Genomic DNA, 16,220 nt, shown 5'->3' with positions numbered 1-16,220 from the left:
CTGATGCTGATCTCGGTGAAGGGCTCGCGCGAGCGCGGCGCCGCCCCTTGGGGCGTGCGGTACCGCGCGGGCCTTTCTAGATCCGCAGGAGTTGGAGTGCGGAGAGTGACGGCGGGGCACGGCCGCCGTCGGGGCAACTGCCGGCCGAGGAAGTACGGGCCTCGGGGCGGGCGGGGCAGGTGATCACGTCGGGGAGCAGCACGGGGGCGACGGCCGGGGAGCCGGCGACGGAGGCGGCGGCGCAGACCGAGTCGGCGTGCGCCATGTGCCCTGCACAGCCGCCGTCTCCGTGGTCGCACATGCCGGGAGCGGAAGCCTTGACGCCGTGCCGCTCCAGCCCTGCATGGTCAACCGCGTCAGGGGCGCCACCCGCTCCCGTCGCGGGCGCCGCCGCCGGGTGCGTCTTGCCGTGCGTGCCTGCCGGTACGGGTCCCAGTCCGTGCATGCCGAGCAGGCCGAGGAGTACGGCGCCGACGAGGAGCCCGAGGAGCCGCAGCGTCAACTGCGGTCGCGTGGGCTGTCCTCGGCGGGTGGTCACCGCTGCATCGTAGGCAGAGGGGACTGGCGTGCGCGCTCCGGGGCCGCCAGAGATCTGCCGTTCGTGGCCCGCCCCGGTTCACCCGGAACCCCGCAAGGACTCCCCGTGAGCGCTCGCCGTGAATGAGTGCGGCCGGAGGCCGGGGACAGCTTCGTCCCCGGCCTCCGGCCGCACTTGTGCCGGGAGCCTCAGGCGGCGGCGGGGGTGGCCTGCTCGCTCAGGCGGCCGACGACCTCGGTCAGCGCGGTCGCGACCTCGGAGTCGTCGGCGGGGTGGGTCTCGGCGAAGCGCGTGACGGAGCCGGGGATGGACAGCTTCACGTCCTCCAGGACCGCGGCACCGGCGATGCCCGCGGCCTTGCGCACGTCGTCCTGCGCCCACACGCCGCCGTACTGGCCGAACGCGGTGCCGACGACCGCGACGGGCTTGCCGGAGATCGCGCCGGCGCCGTACGGGCGGGACAGCCAGTCGATGGCGTTCTTCAGGACGGCCGGCATGGTGCCGTTGTACTCGGGCGAGAAGAGGAGGAAGGCGTCGGCCCGACCGGCCGCCTCACGCAGGCGCGCGGCGCCGGCGGGGACGCTTCCCTCGACGTCGATGTCCTCATTGTAGAAGGGCACGTCGGCGAGGCCGTCGAAGAGCTCGATGTCGACACCGGCGGGCGCGTGCTTGGCGGCGGCCTCGGCGAGCTGACGGTTGTGGGAACCGGCGCGGAGGCTGCCGACGAGGGCGAGGATGCGAACAGACATGGCATAACTCCAGATAAGGGCGTACGGATCTCATGCACGGTCCAACCGGACCGAAGTCCGTTTAAAGTTGTACCACCTATCCGGACCACGGTCCACTTGTCCGTTCCCGGCGCTACTCTGAAGCCATGACCGGCCCCATCCCTCCCCTCGTCACGACGCCCGGCACCCAGGGCGGACCGACCGACCTCGCCCTGACACCGGCGGGCGAGCGGCCGGCGCTGCGCGCGGACGCGGCGCGCAACCGCACCCGCCTGCTGGAGGCCGCGTCGCGCCTGCTGTCCGAGTGCGGGGCGGCGAACCTGACCATGGAGGCCGTGGCCACGGCGGCCGGAGTCGGCAAGGGAACGGTCTTCCGGCGCTTCGGCGACCGCACCGGTCTGCTCATCGCCCTCCTGGACCACCGGGAGCAGCAGCTTCAGGCCGCGTTCCTGTCGGGCCCGCCGCCACTGGGCCCGGACGCGCCCGCCCTGGAGCGCCTGCACGCCTTCGGCCCCGCCCTCATCCGCCACGAGCGCGACCACCACGAGCTGATCCTCGCCTCGCGCACCGACCCCCTGCGCAACTACGCCGTCCCGGCGAGCCGGCTGCGCCACACGCACGTCATGCTGCTGCTGCGCCAGGCGGGCACGGAGGGCGACACCGATCTCCTCGCGCACACGCTGCTGGCCGCCGCGGACACCGCGCTCGTCCGCCATCTGACCGTCGAGCGGGGCATGCCGCTGGACCGCGTGGAGGCGGGATGGCACGACCTGCTCGACCGGCTCGCGCGAAAGTCCTGACCGGCATACGCGAACACTCTGACCCGGCTTACGCGAACACCCTGACCGGCTCGCTCAAACGCCGGACGGGCGACCCGTCACTAGGCCTTCTCCGGCCCGTCCGGTCCCCAGTTCTCGGGCCCCGCACCGTGCCAGTCGATCAGGTCCGGGTCGTCGACGGTCGTGTCCGTCTCGGGAAGGCCCGCGGCGCGCAGGAATTCGAGGACGTCGAGCAGGTTGTAGGCGGTCCCCACGTCCTTGCCGCGAATCGTCACCCGCCGGCCGCCGTCAGGCAGGGGCGGGTGCACGGTCACGGGCGCACCTTCGGACATACCTCCAGAATGGTCCCGGCAACCCGAAAACGCACCCCCAACCGAACGGATATCCGAAAACTGGGCGTCGCCTATGCCGCCCTCGCCTGCCGCCGGTAACCGCCCGGGGCGAGCCCGTACTCCCGCTTGAACGCCTTGGCGAAGGCGAACTCGGAGCCGTATCCGGTGCGCGCGGCGACCGCCGTCAGGGGCGCGTCGGACTCCCGCAGCAGCCGGGCCGCCGTCGTCATGCGCCAGCGGGTCAGATACGCCATGGGCGGCTCCCCCACCAGCGCGGCGAACCGCCTGGCGAACGCCGCGCGGGACAGCCCCGCCCGCTCGGCCAGCCCCTCGACGGTCCACTGGGCCGACGGGTCGTCGTGCATCGCCGCGAGCGCGGGCGCGACAGCCGGGTCCCCGAGCGCCGCGGCCCAGCCCCGCGCGGCCGAGGCAGGCTGATCGTCCAGCCAGGCGCGCAGGATGTAGAGGAGCAGCGAGTCGATCAGGGTGGGCACGATGCCGTCCGAGCCGATCCGCGGATTCTCCAGCTCGGAGCCGAGGAGCTGGACCGTGGCGCTCAGTTCCGGGTGGCGGCCGTGCCGCGTCGGCAGGTGGACCACCTCGGGCAGCTGGCGTACCAGCGGGTGCGGGCGGCCCTGGTCCAGGTGGTAGTTGCCGCACAGCAGGCTGGTCTCGGGGCCGTCCCCGCCGAGCGTCACCGAGCCGATCGGCGACCCCTCCCGGAAGTGCTCGGCCCTCGGCTCCTCGACCTGGCTGGAGGGGTGGTCGGCGAGGATGTGGCCCCGCCCGTCGCGCAGGAAGACGACATCGCCGGGGCTGAGCGGGATCGGCTTCAGATGCGGGGCCGCGTCCTCCAGCGGGACCAGCCAGCAGGTCCCGTACAGCACCACGTGGAATCCGGCGCCGGCGACCGGGGGCAGCCGCAGGCCCCAGGGGGCGCGGCCGTTGGTGCGGACGGACGCCGGGCGTCCCGTGCGCATCGAGGCCAGCGCCTCGGTGAGGATGTCCATCCGGCCTCGCCCTCCCCTGGTGCGGCCCGTCCCGGTCAGACCGTCAGGACAATCTTGCCCTGTACATGCCCCGAGGCGAGAAGCTCGTGCGCCTTGCCCGCCTCCGCCAGCGGGAACGTCGCCTCGACGTGCGGACGGATCGCGCCCGCGTCGACGAGTTCGGCGATGGCCTCGAGCGCGGCGTGGTCGGGCTCGACCGAGATGCCGGCGAAGCGCCGCCCGGCCGCCTCCACGCGCGCGGCGAGCTCCGGGTCGCGGTGCTCCAGGAGGCTGATGAGCACGCCGCCGGGACGCAGCGCCCCCAGTGACCGATCCCCCTGGGCGAGCGAGTCGAGGACGATGTCGGCGTCCTTGACCACGTCGGTGAAATCGGCGGTCCGGTAGTCGATGAGTTCGTCGGCGCCGAGGCCGCGGAGGAAGTCGTGCCGGGCCGCACTGGCGATCGCGGTCACCCGGGCGCCCCGCGCCTTGGCGATCTGCACGGCGAAGTGGCCGACACCGCCTGCCGCCCGCTGGATCAGGACCCGGTCACCCTCCTTCACGTCGGCGGCCTGCACGAGGCCCTGCCACGCGGTGAGCGCTGCGAGGGGGACGGCGGCGGCGTGCACGTGGTCGACCGACGCGGGCTTGCGGGCCAGCTGGTGTGACGGGGCCGCGACGTACTCGGCGTAACCGGTGGCGGCACGGGGGAAGAACGGCATCCCGTAGACCTCGTCACCCACGGCGAACCGGCTGCCGGGGGCGGCCTCCTCGACGACCCCGGAGATGTCCCAGCCGACGCCGAACGGGGGCTCGCCGAGCAGCGGGAAGGCGCCGGACCTGACGGCCACGTCCACCGGGTTGACCGCGGCGGCGTGCACCTTGACAAGGACCTCACCGGAGAGCGGCTTCGGCCGTTCGGTCTCGACGACGTCGAGAACCTCGGGACCACCGAAGGTCTTCTGAATGACTGCACGCATGGCAACTCTCCCTGTTTCAGGCGTAGTTGAGGATGCCGACCCCGGATCCGGCCCGGCCCCCCGCTTGATGTCCTCAACCATAGGGAGATCGAATGAGCCGCTGAATAGCCTTCCGTCTCGGCTGCATGTCCCAGCGTCTCGATGATCGGGATCCTCGGGCATGCGCGAGCGCCGGTTCCCCTACGCACGTTGCCAGACGACGACCGCGAGCGTCATCTGCAGCGCCCCCGGCGCGGCCGTCACCGTGAAGGAGGCGACGCGCCCGCCCTCCGTCCTGAGACAGCCCATGGCACCCTCCTGTACGTCCAACTGGCGTTGCCCCACTTGCTTGTTGAGGAGATCAGCGCACTGGCGGGCGCTCGGCGCGCCCTTGCCGGACCAGCGCGCCAGCGCGTTGCCCGCGACCGCGTTCGACCCGGCGAGGCCCAGGTCACCAAGGGGCGCGCGCGACGGTGGAACGGAGTCGAGGAACCACCCCGTGGTCATGTCCGTGCCGTCGCCCCGCGTCTCGCCGTTCAACTGCACCGAGCCGTGCCAGCGCACGCCGATCACCGGCGGGGGCACGGGCGTGGAGTCGGCAGGGGGCCCGGGCGGCGGGGTCGACTCCGGTGCACGGGAGGGCGACGGGGCGGGGGAAGCAGACCGGGACGGCGATGGCGAGGCGGACTCGCTCGTGGCCGGGCCGGCCGGCGGAGGATCATCACGCTGCGGCGATGGCGAGACTCCGGGCCCGGCAACTGCACCGCCCGGCGTCGAAGCCGACGAACTGTGCACGAACGCGACGAGGCCCAGCACGAGAGCGACAACTCCGATGAGTGCGACGGGAATTCGCGTCTTGCGCGACGTGAGCGCGGGCAGCTCCCAGCCGCCCAGTCTCACGGTCTCCCCGATCGCGGCGGCTACCAGACAGACAAGGCCGACGACCCACAGCATCACCACGTTCGCCAGCACAACCGACCCCCGTCGCCCCGTTGACCGAGCCATCGAAGGTAGCGCGCGCACCATCCGCCGGGCCAGCCTTCAGTCCCGCCCCGCGCCCCGCTCTGTGACAGGGGTGTGACAGCGGCACCATTGCGGTCGTCGACACGCACTCGTGATGATGGGGCTTATGTCTGAGTACGGGGGCGAGTCGGACGAGCGGCCCGGGAACTCGATTCCGAGGTCACGCCTCGCTGACTACGCGGATATGACTGAGGCGCCGGCGACACCTGCACGGAGACCGCCGGCTTCACAGACGGTTCCGGAGCCGGTTCCGGCCGCTCAGGAGCCCGAGCCCGATCCCGAGCCGGACGCGCGGCAGGCTCAGCCCGTCGCACAGGAACCCGTGCCCGAGGATCCTGAAGTCACCGCGCGGCGACGCGAGTTCCTCCGTCTGCTCGGCGAGTTCCGGCGTACGGCGGTGCTGGTTCCGCTGGGCGACCTCCCCGGGCCCGAGGACGAACGCGGCCTGCTGACCGCGGATTTCAACGGCATCCATTTCATCCTCGCGTTCTCCGACGAGCAGGCACTGGCCCGTTACGCCCGGGCGCGCGGCGAGTTCAGCCGGGAGTGGACCTACCGGAAGGTCCTCGGCGCCAGGTTGCTCGATGTGGCGGTACCGGCGGCGGGAGTGCCGTGCGGGGTGGCGCTGGACTGCGCGGACGGGCCGGACGGCATGGTGTTTCCGCCGGTGCGGGGCATCGTGCCGGACGAGGCGGCGCTCGACCGTGACGAGGGCGAGAGGGGCAGCGCATGACCGGCGATGGCGGTGGCGGTGGCGGCAAGGATCTGAAGACCGGCGGCCTGGCTCTGATCGCCAAGGGCCTGACCGAGGCCCTGGCCGAGCTCAAAGAGCTCGGCATGGTCGGTGAGGCCGGGGCCGGGCGCGGCTTCGGGGACATCGCCCTGTCCGGCCTGGAGTTGGGGCACGAAGGGCTGACCGGGGAGTTCAAGTCGTTCTGCGAGCGCTGGGAGTGGGGCGTGCGCTCGCTGGTGAACGAGGGCAACGGGTTCGCCGCGAAGACCGGCCTGTCCGCCGGTACGTACTACGAGACCGAGCAGTACGTCGAGGGATCGTTCAAGGTCGTCACGAACGCCGCGATCGGGAACCCGTACGCCTCCGAGGAGGAGGTCACCCAGAAGGGCTGGGGCGACATCGCCACGTCGGGCGCGTACGGCGGCGTGGACTACAGCAAGGAATCCTTCGACCAGGCCATGGCCAACAGCGGCCAGGGCTGGAAGGACGCGGGCCGCGACGTCATGACGTCGCACACGCTGGGCCCCGCGGGCCTCAACCCCGAGAACCTGCACAACGCCCTCGGCGTCTCGGACGGCGAGTACGACCAGATGCTCGACGACACCTTCGGCCCCTCCCCCGAGGAACGGGCCGAGGCCGCCGGACAGCAGCAGGGCGGAGGTGAGGGCTGATGGGTCTCGGTGATCTCGTCGATGGCGTCAAGGGCGGTATCAACAAAGGGCTTTCGGTCGGTGAGGATCTCATCGACGCGGGCAAGAAGAAGGTCGGCGAGGGCGTCGACTACGCGACGAACAAGGTCGGCGACGGCCTGGACCACGTCGGCCTGCACGACGCCGCCGACGCCGTGGAGGACTGGGGCGACGACGTCGCGTCCGACCTCGGCGCCACGCCCGGCGAGCAGCAGCTCGGACAGACCGAGGAGGCCAATGAGCTGGTCCACGGCAACCCGGACAAGATCCGCGAGTCCTCGAAGCATCTCAAGGACTTCCACACCGCGTTCGACCATGTCTCCCAGGGGATGAAGAAGATCGACTCGTCCGGGTGGGCGGGCGAGGGCGGCGACGCGTTCCGCAAGAAGTTCGGCGTACACCCCACCAAGTGGGCCCAGGCCTCCGACGCCTGCGACAAGGCGGCGGGTGCGCTGGACGCGTACGCCGATACGGTCAAGTGGGCGCAGAGCAAGGCCAAGGAAGCCGTAGAGCTGTACAAGAAGGGGCAGCAGGCGTCGAAGGACGCGGTCGACGCGTACAACAAGAAGGTCGACGCCTACAACGCCAAGATCAAGGCGAACGAGGATCCCGGCGCCAGGCCCGGCCCCTTCCAGGACCCCGGCACGGCCGACATCAAGAAGGCCCACGAGACGCTCACCGAGGCCCGCAAGCAGCGCAACACCGCCGCGTCCGACGCCCAGGGCAAGGTGAAGGCGGCCCTCGCGCACGCTCCCGCCGAACCCCCGCCGCTCGACCGCCTCGGCAACGACCTCGTCGACGGCTACCAGGCCTACAACACCGAACTGACCCATGTGGTCGGCGGCGCCCTCAAAGGCACCGCCGGCCTGCTCAACTTCGCCCGCGGCCTCAACCCCACCGACCCCTACAACCTCACACACCCGGCCGCCTACATGCAGAACGTCTCCATGACGCTCTCCGGCCTCGTCTCCACCGCCGCGCACCCCGAACGCATCGTCACCGCCGCCGTCGACGGCTTCAAGAAGGACCCCTCCGAATTCGTCGGCCGCCTCATCCCCGAACTCATCGGCACCAAAGGCGCCGGACTCGCCCGCAGCGGCCTGCGGCTCGGGCTCAGGACGGGGGCGAAGGACGTCGCCGAGAACGCGGCGCGCAGGACGGTGCGGGACAGTGAGCGCGCTGCGGGTCACGCGGACGGCCCCAACCAGCACGGCCGTACCGAGAATTCGGTGGAGAACAAGGGTTCCGACCCCATCGACATGGCCACGGGCCGGATGTACCTGCCGCAGACCGATGTCGTGCTGCCCGGAACCCTGCCGTTGGTCTTCACGCGGCGCGTCGAGTCGGGCTACCGGCTGGGCAGGTGGTTCGGCCCGTCGTGGTCGTCCACCGTCGACCAGCGCCTGGAGATCGACGGGGAGGGCGTCGTCTTCGTGACGGAGGACGGCCTGCTGCTCAGCTATCCGCACCCCGCCCCCGGCGTCCCGGTCCTGCCGACGCACGGCCCCGCCTGGCCCTTGGACCGTGTCGACGGCGGCTACACGGTCACCGACCGCCGCACCGGCCGCGTCCGGCACTTCGCGGACCGGGCCGAGGGCCTGGCGGTGTTGGAGCAGATCGACGACCGCAACGGCAACTGGCTCACCTTCGAGTACGACGAGCAGGGCACACCGCTCGGCATCGTCGCCTCCGGTGGCTACCACCTGGAACTCACCACCGCCGACGGCCGTGTCACCACCCTGCGCCTGGCCGGACCGTCCGGCGCCAAGCATGTCGTCAAGACTTACGGATACGACGCGGCGGGCCACCTCGGCGAGGTCCTCGACTCCTCGGGATCCGCCCTGCGGTTCACCTACGACGAGCGCGGCCGCGTCACGTCGTGGACGGACAGCAACGACCGCTCCTACACGTATGCGTACGACGAGCAGGACCGGTGTGTCTCCGAAGGCGGGTCGGAGGGGCACATGAGCCTGCGTCTGTCCTACGGCGAGGCGGACCCCGCGACGGGTCACCGGGTCACCACGACCACGACGGGCGAGGGCCACACGCGCCGCTTCCTCGTCAACGGCGCCAGCCAGATCGTCGCCGAGACCGATCCGCTCGGCCACACCACGCGCTTCACCCGTGACCACCGCAACCGGCTGCTCACCGCCGTCGACCCGCTCGGCCACACGGTCGACCACCGCTACGACGACGACGGCAATCCGGTCCTCGTCCGGCGCCCCGACGGACGCGAGACGCACGCCGAGTACGACGCGTCCGGGCGCCTGACCCGGCTCAAGGGTCCCGACGGCGCCACGCACCGCTACGCCTACGACGAGCGCGGCAACCGGATCTCGGCCACGGCCCCTTCTGGGCAGACCACGCACTACGCCTATGACGAGGCGGGGCACCTCACCGCGGTCACCGACCCGCTCGGGCACGTGACCCGGGTGCGCTGCGACCGCGCCGGGCTCGCCGTCGAGATCACCGACGCGCTCGGCTGCGTGACCCGCTACGGACGCGACGCCTTCGGCCGGCCCATCTCCCTCACTGATCCGACCGGCGCGACGACCCGTCTGGAATGGAGCATCGAGGGACGGCTCACCCGCCGCGTCCGGCCCGACGGCACCGCCGAGTCATGGACGTACGACGGCGAGGGCAACTGCGTCACCCACACCGACGCGCTCGGCGGCGTCACACGCCACGAGTACACCCACTTCGACCTGCTCACCGCCCGCACCTCCCCGGACGGCGTCCGCCACGAGTTCGAGCACGACGATGAGCTACGGCTCACCAAGGTCACCAACCCGCAGGGCCTGACCTGGAGTTACGTCTACGACCCGGCCGGGCGCCTGACATCGGAGACCGACTTCGACGGCCGCACCCTCAGCTACGCCCATGACGCCGCGAGCCGGCTCGTCGCCCGCACGAACACGCTCGGGCAGACGACATCCCTGGAGCGTGACGCGCTCGGCCAGATCATCCGCAAGGACGCCGACGGCCAGGTCACGACCTTCCGTTACGACGTGACCGACGAGCCGGCCGAGGCGACGGGCCCCGACGGCTGCCATGTGAGCATCCTGCGCGACCGTCACGGCCGGGTCCGCTCCGAGACCGTCGACGGCCGCGAACTCACGTATAGATACGACGAGTTGGGGCGTCGCACCGGCCGCGCCACTCCTACCGGCGGTGTCACGGCCTGGTCCTTCGACGCCGTCGGCCGCCGCACCGACCTGGTCGTGTCCGGTCGCGCCGTCGATCTGCGCTACGACGCCGCCGGCCGCGAGACGGCCCGGCACATCGGCGCGACGATCACCCTGGAGCAGGCCTTCGACCCGCTGGGGCGGCTGTCCGCCCAGTCGGTGACGGACTCGGACGGCCACACGATCCAGCACCGCGCCTACAGCTACCGTGCCGACGGCCACCTCACCGCCGTCGACGACCGGCTCGGCGGCGCCCGCCGCTTCGACCTGGACGCGGTGGGCCGGGTCACCGCGGTGCACGCGGCCGGCTGGACCGAGACGTACGCGTACGACACCGCGGGCAATCAGACCTCGGCGTCCTGGCCCGCCGAACATCCGGGCCAGGAGGCGACCGGCCCCCGCGCCTACCGGGGCACCCGCATCGCCCGCGCCGGGAACGTCCGCTACGAGCACGACGCGCTGGGCCGTATCACGCTGCGGCAGAAGACCCGCCTCTCCCGCAAACCCGACACGTGGCGCTACACGTGGGACGCCGAGGACCGCCTCGTCTCGGTCGTCACACCGGACGGCACCAGGTGGCGCTACACGTACGACCCGCTCGGCCGGCGCACGGCCAAGCTGCGCATCGGCGAGGACGGTGCGACCGTCGTCGAGCGCACCGTCTTCACCTGGGACGGCAGCACACTCTGCGAACAGACCACCAGCGCGCCCCAGTTCCCGCACCCGGTCACCCTGACGTGGGACCACGTGGGCCGACGCCCGCTCGCCCAGACCGAGCGCATCCACGCGGCCGACGCGCCGCAGACGGAGTTCGACTCCCGCTTCTTCGCCATCGTCACCGACCTCGTCGGCACCCCGAGCGAACTCGTCGACGAGCAGGGCCGGGTCGCCTGGCACGCGCGCAGCACCCTCTGGGGCACCACGACCTGGACGGCGAACAGCGCGACGTACACGCCCCTGCGCTTCCCCGGCCAATACTTCGACCCGGAGACGGGGCTTCATTACAACTACTTCCGCCACTACGACCCGCAGACCGGCCGCTATCTCACCCCGGACCCGCTCGGCCTGACACCGGCGCCGAACCCGGCCGCGTACGTCGACAACCCGCACACCTGGAGCGACCCGCTCGGCCTCGCGCCGGAGTACGACGGTGACGGGCCGAAGAAGCAGCCGCAGGGCGGCGACCATCCCGACGATCCGCGGGGCTACACCAAGCCGTCCATCGGCCGCTACGACTACTCCTGGTCGAACTACGACCGGGCCGTCAGCGCCGCCAGGGAGCACGCGGGCGGCGATCTCGGCGCGGACTCCATCAAGATGTACGACCACAACCCGAAGACGGGTGAGGGCACGGGCACCTTGATCGGCGAGCAGACTCCGGACAAGATGCGTGGCTGGCGGATCGACGGGCCGGACGGCCACGTCAACTACTGGGACTGGTCGGGTGGGAAGAAGGGAGCCGGCGGCGTGTACGGACACGACTGGTATCCGGACGACCCGACCACTCCCGGATCCCGCTACATCGGCTGGGCACCCTGGCAGGACAACGCCGGGAACTTTCTGGAAGGTAACTGAGTAAGACATGCCACCCCGTCTCACCGCCACGCTGGAATCCATCGGGGCCGCGCCCGACCTCGGCGCGTACGAAGAGCTGCTGGCCCTCCTGGGAGGGACACTCGCGCCGCTGGCCGGTGTGCCGCGGCAGGCCTCCGGTGTCGTCGACGTCTCGGAGATGACGCTGCCACAGACGTGCGCGCTGCTGCGTGCCGAGCTCGGCGACGTCGAGGGCCAGGTGCTGGCCGCGTGGCCCGGCGACGGGGTGGCGGTACGGCTCGCGCCCGAGCGGCTCCTGGAGCACTTCGACGACCTCTGGTACCCGGCCATGGACGACCTGGTCCTCGTCGGGACCACCGGCGAGGGCCGGAAGCTCGTCGTCCTGGACCACGAGGAGCGACTCGCCTCGGCCCCGCTCAGCGCCGTCGTCGACCGGCCTTAGGGACTTTCGTCTCGACACCTCTCGGCGCCGGCCCGGCCTGATCCGGACGAAGGGCCCTGGGACCTGGGTCCGTGGCCGGGATCACAGGAGGGCGCGGCGGGCCTGCGGAATGTCATGGGGGCCGGAACGGTTGGCACACGCGGATTACATGCTTGTGCACATACCGACTGGTACTGAAGAGGAGCACTCCGTGACTGATGCCGCGTCGCCCGTTTCCCGCGCTGCCGAGATCCTGTCCCGCCCGATCGCGCTGAACGGCCTGAAAGTCCCGAACCGCATCGCGATGGCGCCCATGACCCGCATGTTCTCGCCGAACGGCATCCCGGGTGAGGACGTTCGGTCCTACTACTCCCGACGTGCCGCAGCGGGCGTGGGCCTGATCGTCACCGAGGGGACCTACGTCGGCCACGACTCGGCCGGCGAGAGCGACCGGGTGCCGCGCTTCCACGGTGAGGAGCAGCTGGCCGGTTGGGCGAAGGTCGCCGAGGACGTGCACGCCGCGGGCGGCACGATCGTGCCGCAGCTGTGGCACATCGGCATGGTGCGCCAGCAGGGCAAGCCGCCCTTCGCCGAAGCCCCGGCCGTCGGCCCCTCCGGCCTGCGCATCGACGGCACCGAGGGCACGGGCAAGGCGATGACCCAGGGCGACCTGGACGACGTCATCGGCGCGTTCGCGCAGGCCGCCAAGGACGCCGAGCGCATCGGCTTCGACGGCGTGGAGGTGCACGGCGCCCACGGCTACCTGCTCGACCAGTTCCTCTGGGCCGGCACCAACCGCCGTACCGACGGTTACGGTGGCGACGCCGTGGCCCGCACGACGTTCGCCGCCGAGATCGTCGCCGCGATCCGCGAGAACGTCTCCCCCGAATTCCCGGTGATCTTCCGCTACTCGCAGTGGAAGCAGGAGGCCTACGAGGCGCGGCTCGCCGAAACCCCGGAGGAGCTCGAAGCGATCCTCGCCCCGCTCGCCGCGGCCGGCGTCGACGCCTTCCACGCCTCCACCCGCCGCTACTGGAACCCGGAGTTCGACGGCTCGGACCTGAACCTGGCGGGCTGGACCAAGAAGCTCACCGGCAGGCCCACCATCACGGTCGGCTCCGTCGGTCTCGACGGCGACTTCATCCGCGCCTTCATGGGCGAGGGCTCCGCGGTCAAGGGCATCGACGACCTCCTCGACCGGCTGGAGCGCGACGAGTTCGACATGGTCGCCATCGGCCGCGCCCTGCTCCAGGACCCGGAGTGGGCGGCGAAGGTCCTGGCGGGCCGCTTCGACGAACTGAAGCCGTACGACGCGGAGGCGGCGCTCAAGACACTGAGCTAGAGCCCGAGGCTTCGGGCTGACGCCCGTCGTCACATCCGCCGGGTCCGCCCTTGGGGCGGCGGACCCGGCGGCTTCATGGGGCCCCGCTCGGCACACGCCATGCGTCGCCACACAGTCGGGATCGGAGGAGCTTCCCGGTCCACGCCGGGGCCATGATCGCCGCAATCGCGCTCCACGTGCCGGGGCTGCGTGTGGCCGCCACCCCGGAGGGCCGCCGCCAGGTCGACGGCGGCATCTGGCCGCTCGCCACCCTGCTCGCCGTTCTCCTCCTGTCGCACTACGGCGAGTTCGGCCCGCTCGGCCACCTGCCCCTGCCGGGCCCGTACGACCTGCTCGCCCCGGTCGCACTTTCCCTGGCCTGCTACGCCTGGGCCCTCCGCGGCGGCTTCCGCACCCGGCAACTCGACCGCACGATCGCCGAGGACTGTCCCGGGACGCTCACGGCGGCGGCATCCGAGGAACGGCGGCCCGAAGGCGTATGACGCGGGCCGGTGTGCCGATGGAGCTCGGCCCGACGGGGTGCGCGCTCCTCGAACACTTCGGGCGGCATCCCGGCCGAGTCCGCCCCCGGGTGGACGTCAGGCGCGCAGACCGGGATGGATGCGCGGGCGGGGCGGGGCGCCCGGCTGCTCCTGCGGATCCGTGAACAGCTCCGGATGGCTCGCCCGGATCGTTCCGATGTCGTCGAAGACGCCCTGCAGGTGTCCGCGCAGCGCGTCCTCGGCGCGCGCCCCGTCCCGCCGTTCCAGGGCGTCGACCACCGTGGTGTGCTCGTCGACCAGCGTCTCGATCCGGTGCGGCAGCGGCAGACTCAGCCGGCGGGCCCGGTCGAGGTGCGCCTTGGCGGTCGCCACCGTGCGCCACAGCGTGCGATGGCCGCTCGCCTCCATCAGGCGGCGGTGGAAGGCCTCGTCCTGCTCGAAGAACGCGTCCGCGTCCCCCGCCTTCAGCGCGGCCCGCTGAGCGTCGAGGATGGCGCGCAGCGCGGTGATGTCCTGCGCGCCGGACTTCTTCACCGCCTCGCGAAGCGCCGCCAGTTCGAGCGCCTCCCGCATGAACTGGGCTTCCAGGACGGCGTCGACGCTGATCCGCGAGACGAACGTACCGAGCTTGGGAAAGACGTCGACCAACGATTCCTCGCCCAGCAGGATCAGCGCCTCGCGTACCGGCGTGCGGCTGACGTCCAGCTCCCCGGCCAGCTCGTTCTCCGACAGGGGCGCGCCCGGCAGGAGCGCGAGGGAGGTGATCCGTGCCCGCAGCAGGGCGTGCACCCGGGCCCGGACCGACTCGCGCGGACGCGGTGCCTCCGCCTCGGTCCCTCGTGTCTGTCTCGTTTCCCGCCGCTGAGCTGCCATGACGCTCACTTTCTCACCTCAGCTGCGAGGATACTTACATACAAGGCTTGTATGTAAGTGCGGACGAGGGTAGAAAATGACGCGGAGGCCAACGGAACCCCTGACCGCACCCGTGTCCCTGTCCCCGCTGTGGACACTCCTGTGCCCGGTCTCGCGAACCGCCTACCGTCACATCCGCACGTCCGCCTCGACCGGAGGTCAACGATGACCACCCGCTCCGTCACCGAGAGTGAGGCGCCGGCTGCCCCGCCCGGCATCTCACTCCCCGCCCGCCCGCGCGGCCGGGGGAAGAACGTCCGCTGGGGCATAGCCGTCCTGTGCTTCGGCGGCCTCGCGGTCAACTACCTGGACCGCTCCACGCTCAGCGTCGCGCTGCCGTCCATGTCGGACGACCTGCACATCGGTCCCGAGACGCAGGGCTTCATCCTCAGTGCCTTCTTCATCACCTACGCGCTGTGCCAACTGCCCGCCGGGGCGCTCCTGGACAAGTACGGCGTGAAGCGGGTCTTCGCGATCGGCGCCATCTGGTGGTCGGTGGCCACCGTCGGGATGGGCCTGGTCCGCGGCGTCGGCTCGCTCGTCGGCGCCCGGATGCTGCTCGGCGCCGGTGAGGCCGCCGGCTATCCCGCACCGGCGAAGGCCGTCTCCCGCTGGTTCCCCCGCCACGAACGGACCCTCGCCAACAGCGTCTGGGACAACGGCGCGCGCGTCGGCACCGCCATCGCCCTGCCGCTGGTGACGATGCTGGTCTCCGTGTTCCACTGGCGGGTCGCGTTCATCGCCTGCGGCCTGCTCGGCTTCCTGTGGATCATCGGCTGGTGGCGGCTCTACCACGAGCCCGCCGACCACCCGAAGCTGACCGCCGAGGAGCGCGCCTACATCGAGGCGGGCGGCGCTCACACCGACGAGACGCCCGCGCAGGGGGCGGACGCGCCCAAGGTGCGCTGGCGGGACCTGTTCCGCTACCGGACGGTCTGGGGCATGATGCTCGGCTTCTTCTGCCTCAACTACGTCATCTACTTCTTCATCACCTGGTTCCCCAGCTACCTCGTCGACGAGCGCGGCTTCGACCTCCTCAAGCTGGGCTTCTTCGGTACGGTCCCGGGTCTGGTCGCCATCTTCGGGTCGCTGCTCGGCGGATTCACCGCCGACCGGCTGCTCCGCAAGGGCTGGTCCACGACCAAGGTCCGCAAGACCTGCCTGGTCTCCGGCACGCTGTGCTCGTCCGTGATCGCACTCGCCGTCGTCGTGCCGACCGCGTCCGGCGCCCTCGCGCTGCTCTCCCTCAGCTACGCCTCGCTGACCTTCTCCACCGCGTCCGTCGCGTCGCTGCCCGCCGACGTGGCGCCGACCGCCGGGCACGTCGCCTCGCTCGCCGGTATCCAGAACTTCGCCTCGAACGTGGCGGGGATCCTCGGCCCGATCGTCACCGGATTCCTGCTGGCGTCCTCCGGGGGCTCGTATCTGGTGCCGCTCCTGGTGTCCGGCGCCCTGTCCGTCGTCGGCGCCCTCACCTACGCGTTCGTCATCAAGCGCGTCGAACCGCTGCCGGTGCGCTGAACCGCCCCCGGTCCGCTCCATCCCCGTACTAAA

The 16,220-nt window shown here is 71.5% G+C and carries 15 protein-coding genes; 8 read left to right on the top strand and 7 right to left on the bottom strand.

Going from position 1 to position 16,220, the window contains the following annotated elements; translation table 11 throughout:
- Positions 1 to 76 precede the first annotated feature (76 nt).
- Both ACZ67T_RS32935 and ACZ67T_RS32930 read right to left on the bottom strand, forming a co-directional pair.
- Complete coding sequence (locus tag ACZ67T_RS32935; RefSeq protein ID WP_469988861.1) at positions 77 to 538, bottom strand: DUF6153 family protein; 462 nt, start codon at positions 536 to 538, stop codon at positions 77 to 79.
- Positions 539 to 726: 188 nt separating this feature from the next.
- Positions 727 to 1,287 (bottom strand): NAD(P)H-dependent oxidoreductase, encoded by a 561-nt coding sequence (locus ACZ67T_RS32930; protein WP_469988859.1) that lies wholly within the window; start codon positions 1,285 to 1,287, stop codon positions 727 to 729.
- A gap of 125 nt (positions 1,288 to 1,412) precedes the next feature.
- On the opposite strand from ACZ67T_RS32930, the gene ACZ67T_RS32925 reads away from it, so the two are divergent.
- Entirely contained in the window at positions 1,413 to 2,066 is a 654-nt protein-coding gene (locus ACZ67T_RS32925; protein ID WP_469988858.1) for a TetR/AcrR family transcriptional regulator, read from the top strand.
- 80 nt (positions 2,067 to 2,146) lie between these two features.
- Here ACZ67T_RS32925 and ACZ67T_RS32920 read toward each other — a convergent pair whose 3' ends face one another.
- The 4 genes from ACZ67T_RS32920 to ACZ67T_RS32905 all read right to left on the bottom strand — a co-directional run bounded on the left by ACZ67T_RS32920 (position 2,147) and on the right by ACZ67T_RS32905 (position 4,910).
- Positions 2,147 to 2,359: a hypothetical protein gene (locus ACZ67T_RS32920; RefSeq protein WP_469988856.1), complete on the bottom strand. Its 213-nt coding sequence runs from the start codon at positions 2,357 to 2,359 to the stop codon at positions 2,147 to 2,149.
- Positions 2,360 to 2,448: 89 nt separating this feature from the next.
- Entirely contained in the window at positions 2,449 to 3,387 is a 939-nt protein-coding gene (locus tag ACZ67T_RS32915) for an AraC family transcriptional regulator (protein WP_469988855.1), read from the bottom strand.
- A gap of 35 nt (positions 3,388 to 3,422) precedes the next feature.
- Positions 3,423 to 4,346, bottom strand: coding sequence for an NADP-dependent oxidoreductase (locus tag ACZ67T_RS32910; RefSeq protein WP_469988853.1), 924 nt, complete (start codon positions 4,344 to 4,346; stop codon positions 3,423 to 3,425).
- A 180-nt stretch (positions 4,347 to 4,526) separates the two neighbouring features.
- Positions 4,527 to 4,910: a hypothetical protein gene (locus tag ACZ67T_RS32905; RefSeq protein WP_469988851.1), complete on the bottom strand. Its 384-nt coding sequence runs from the start codon at positions 4,908 to 4,910 to the stop codon at positions 4,527 to 4,529.
- Between the two features lie 760 nt (positions 4,911 to 5,670).
- On the opposite strand from ACZ67T_RS32905, the gene ACZ67T_RS32900 reads away from it, so the two are divergent.
- The 6 genes from ACZ67T_RS32900 to ACZ67T_RS32875 all read left to right on the top strand — a co-directional run bounded on the left by ACZ67T_RS32900 (position 5,671) and on the right by ACZ67T_RS32875 (position 13,754).
- Positions 5,671 to 6,081, top strand: coding sequence for a hypothetical protein (locus ACZ67T_RS32900; RefSeq protein ID WP_469988850.1), 411 nt, complete (start codon positions 5,671 to 5,673; stop codon positions 6,079 to 6,081).
- Positions 6,078 to 6,752 carry a hypothetical protein gene (locus tag ACZ67T_RS32895; protein WP_469988848.1) on the top strand — a complete coding sequence of 225 codons (675 nt, stop codon included), beginning with the start codon at positions 6,078 to 6,080 and terminating at the stop codon, positions 6,750 to 6,752. The genes ACZ67T_RS32900 and ACZ67T_RS32895 overlap by 4 nt, the downstream gene beginning before the upstream one ends.
- Complete coding sequence (locus tag ACZ67T_RS32890) at positions 6,752 to 11,530, top strand: putative T7SS-secreted protein (protein WP_469988847.1); 4,779 nt, start codon at positions 6,752 to 6,754, stop codon at positions 11,528 to 11,530. Before ACZ67T_RS32895 ends, ACZ67T_RS32890 begins: the two co-directional genes overlap by 1 nt.
- 7 nt (positions 11,531 to 11,537) lie before the next feature.
- Positions 11,538 to 11,951, top strand: coding sequence for a hypothetical protein (locus ACZ67T_RS32885; protein ID WP_469988846.1), 414 nt, complete (start codon positions 11,538 to 11,540; stop codon positions 11,949 to 11,951).
- A gap of 190 nt (positions 11,952 to 12,141) precedes the next feature.
- Positions 12,142 to 13,272 carry an NADH:flavin oxidoreductase gene (locus tag ACZ67T_RS32880; protein ID WP_469988844.1) on the top strand — a complete coding sequence of 377 codons (1,131 nt, stop codon included), beginning with the start codon at positions 12,142 to 12,144 and terminating at the stop codon, positions 13,270 to 13,272.
- Positions 13,273 to 13,424: 152 nt separating this feature from the next.
- The gene (locus ACZ67T_RS32875) at positions 13,425 to 13,754 is read left to right on the top strand and encodes a hypothetical protein (protein WP_469988843.1); all 330 of its coding nucleotides are present in this window, start codon (positions 13,425 to 13,427) and stop codon (positions 13,752 to 13,754) included.
- 96 nt (positions 13,755 to 13,850) lie between these two features.
- On the opposite strand, the gene ACZ67T_RS32870 is transcribed toward ACZ67T_RS32875, so the two are convergent.
- On the bottom strand, positions 13,851 to 14,627 hold the full coding sequence (locus ACZ67T_RS32870; protein ID WP_469988841.1) for a GntR family transcriptional regulator: 777 nt from the start codon (positions 14,625 to 14,627) through the stop codon (positions 13,851 to 13,853).
- 204 nt (positions 14,628 to 14,831) lie between these two features.
- On the opposite strand from ACZ67T_RS32870, the gene ACZ67T_RS32865 reads away from it, so the two are divergent.
- Positions 14,832 to 16,187: an MFS transporter gene (locus ACZ67T_RS32865; RefSeq protein WP_469988839.1), complete on the top strand. Its 1,356-nt coding sequence runs from the start codon at positions 14,832 to 14,834 to the stop codon at positions 16,185 to 16,187.
- The last annotated feature ends 33 nt before the right edge of the window (positions 16,188 to 16,220 follow it).

The sequence above is a fragment of the Streptomyces sp. NPDC107517 genome (assembly GCF_055582645.1).
This window is presented reverse-complemented; position numbering and strand designations above follow the sequence as displayed.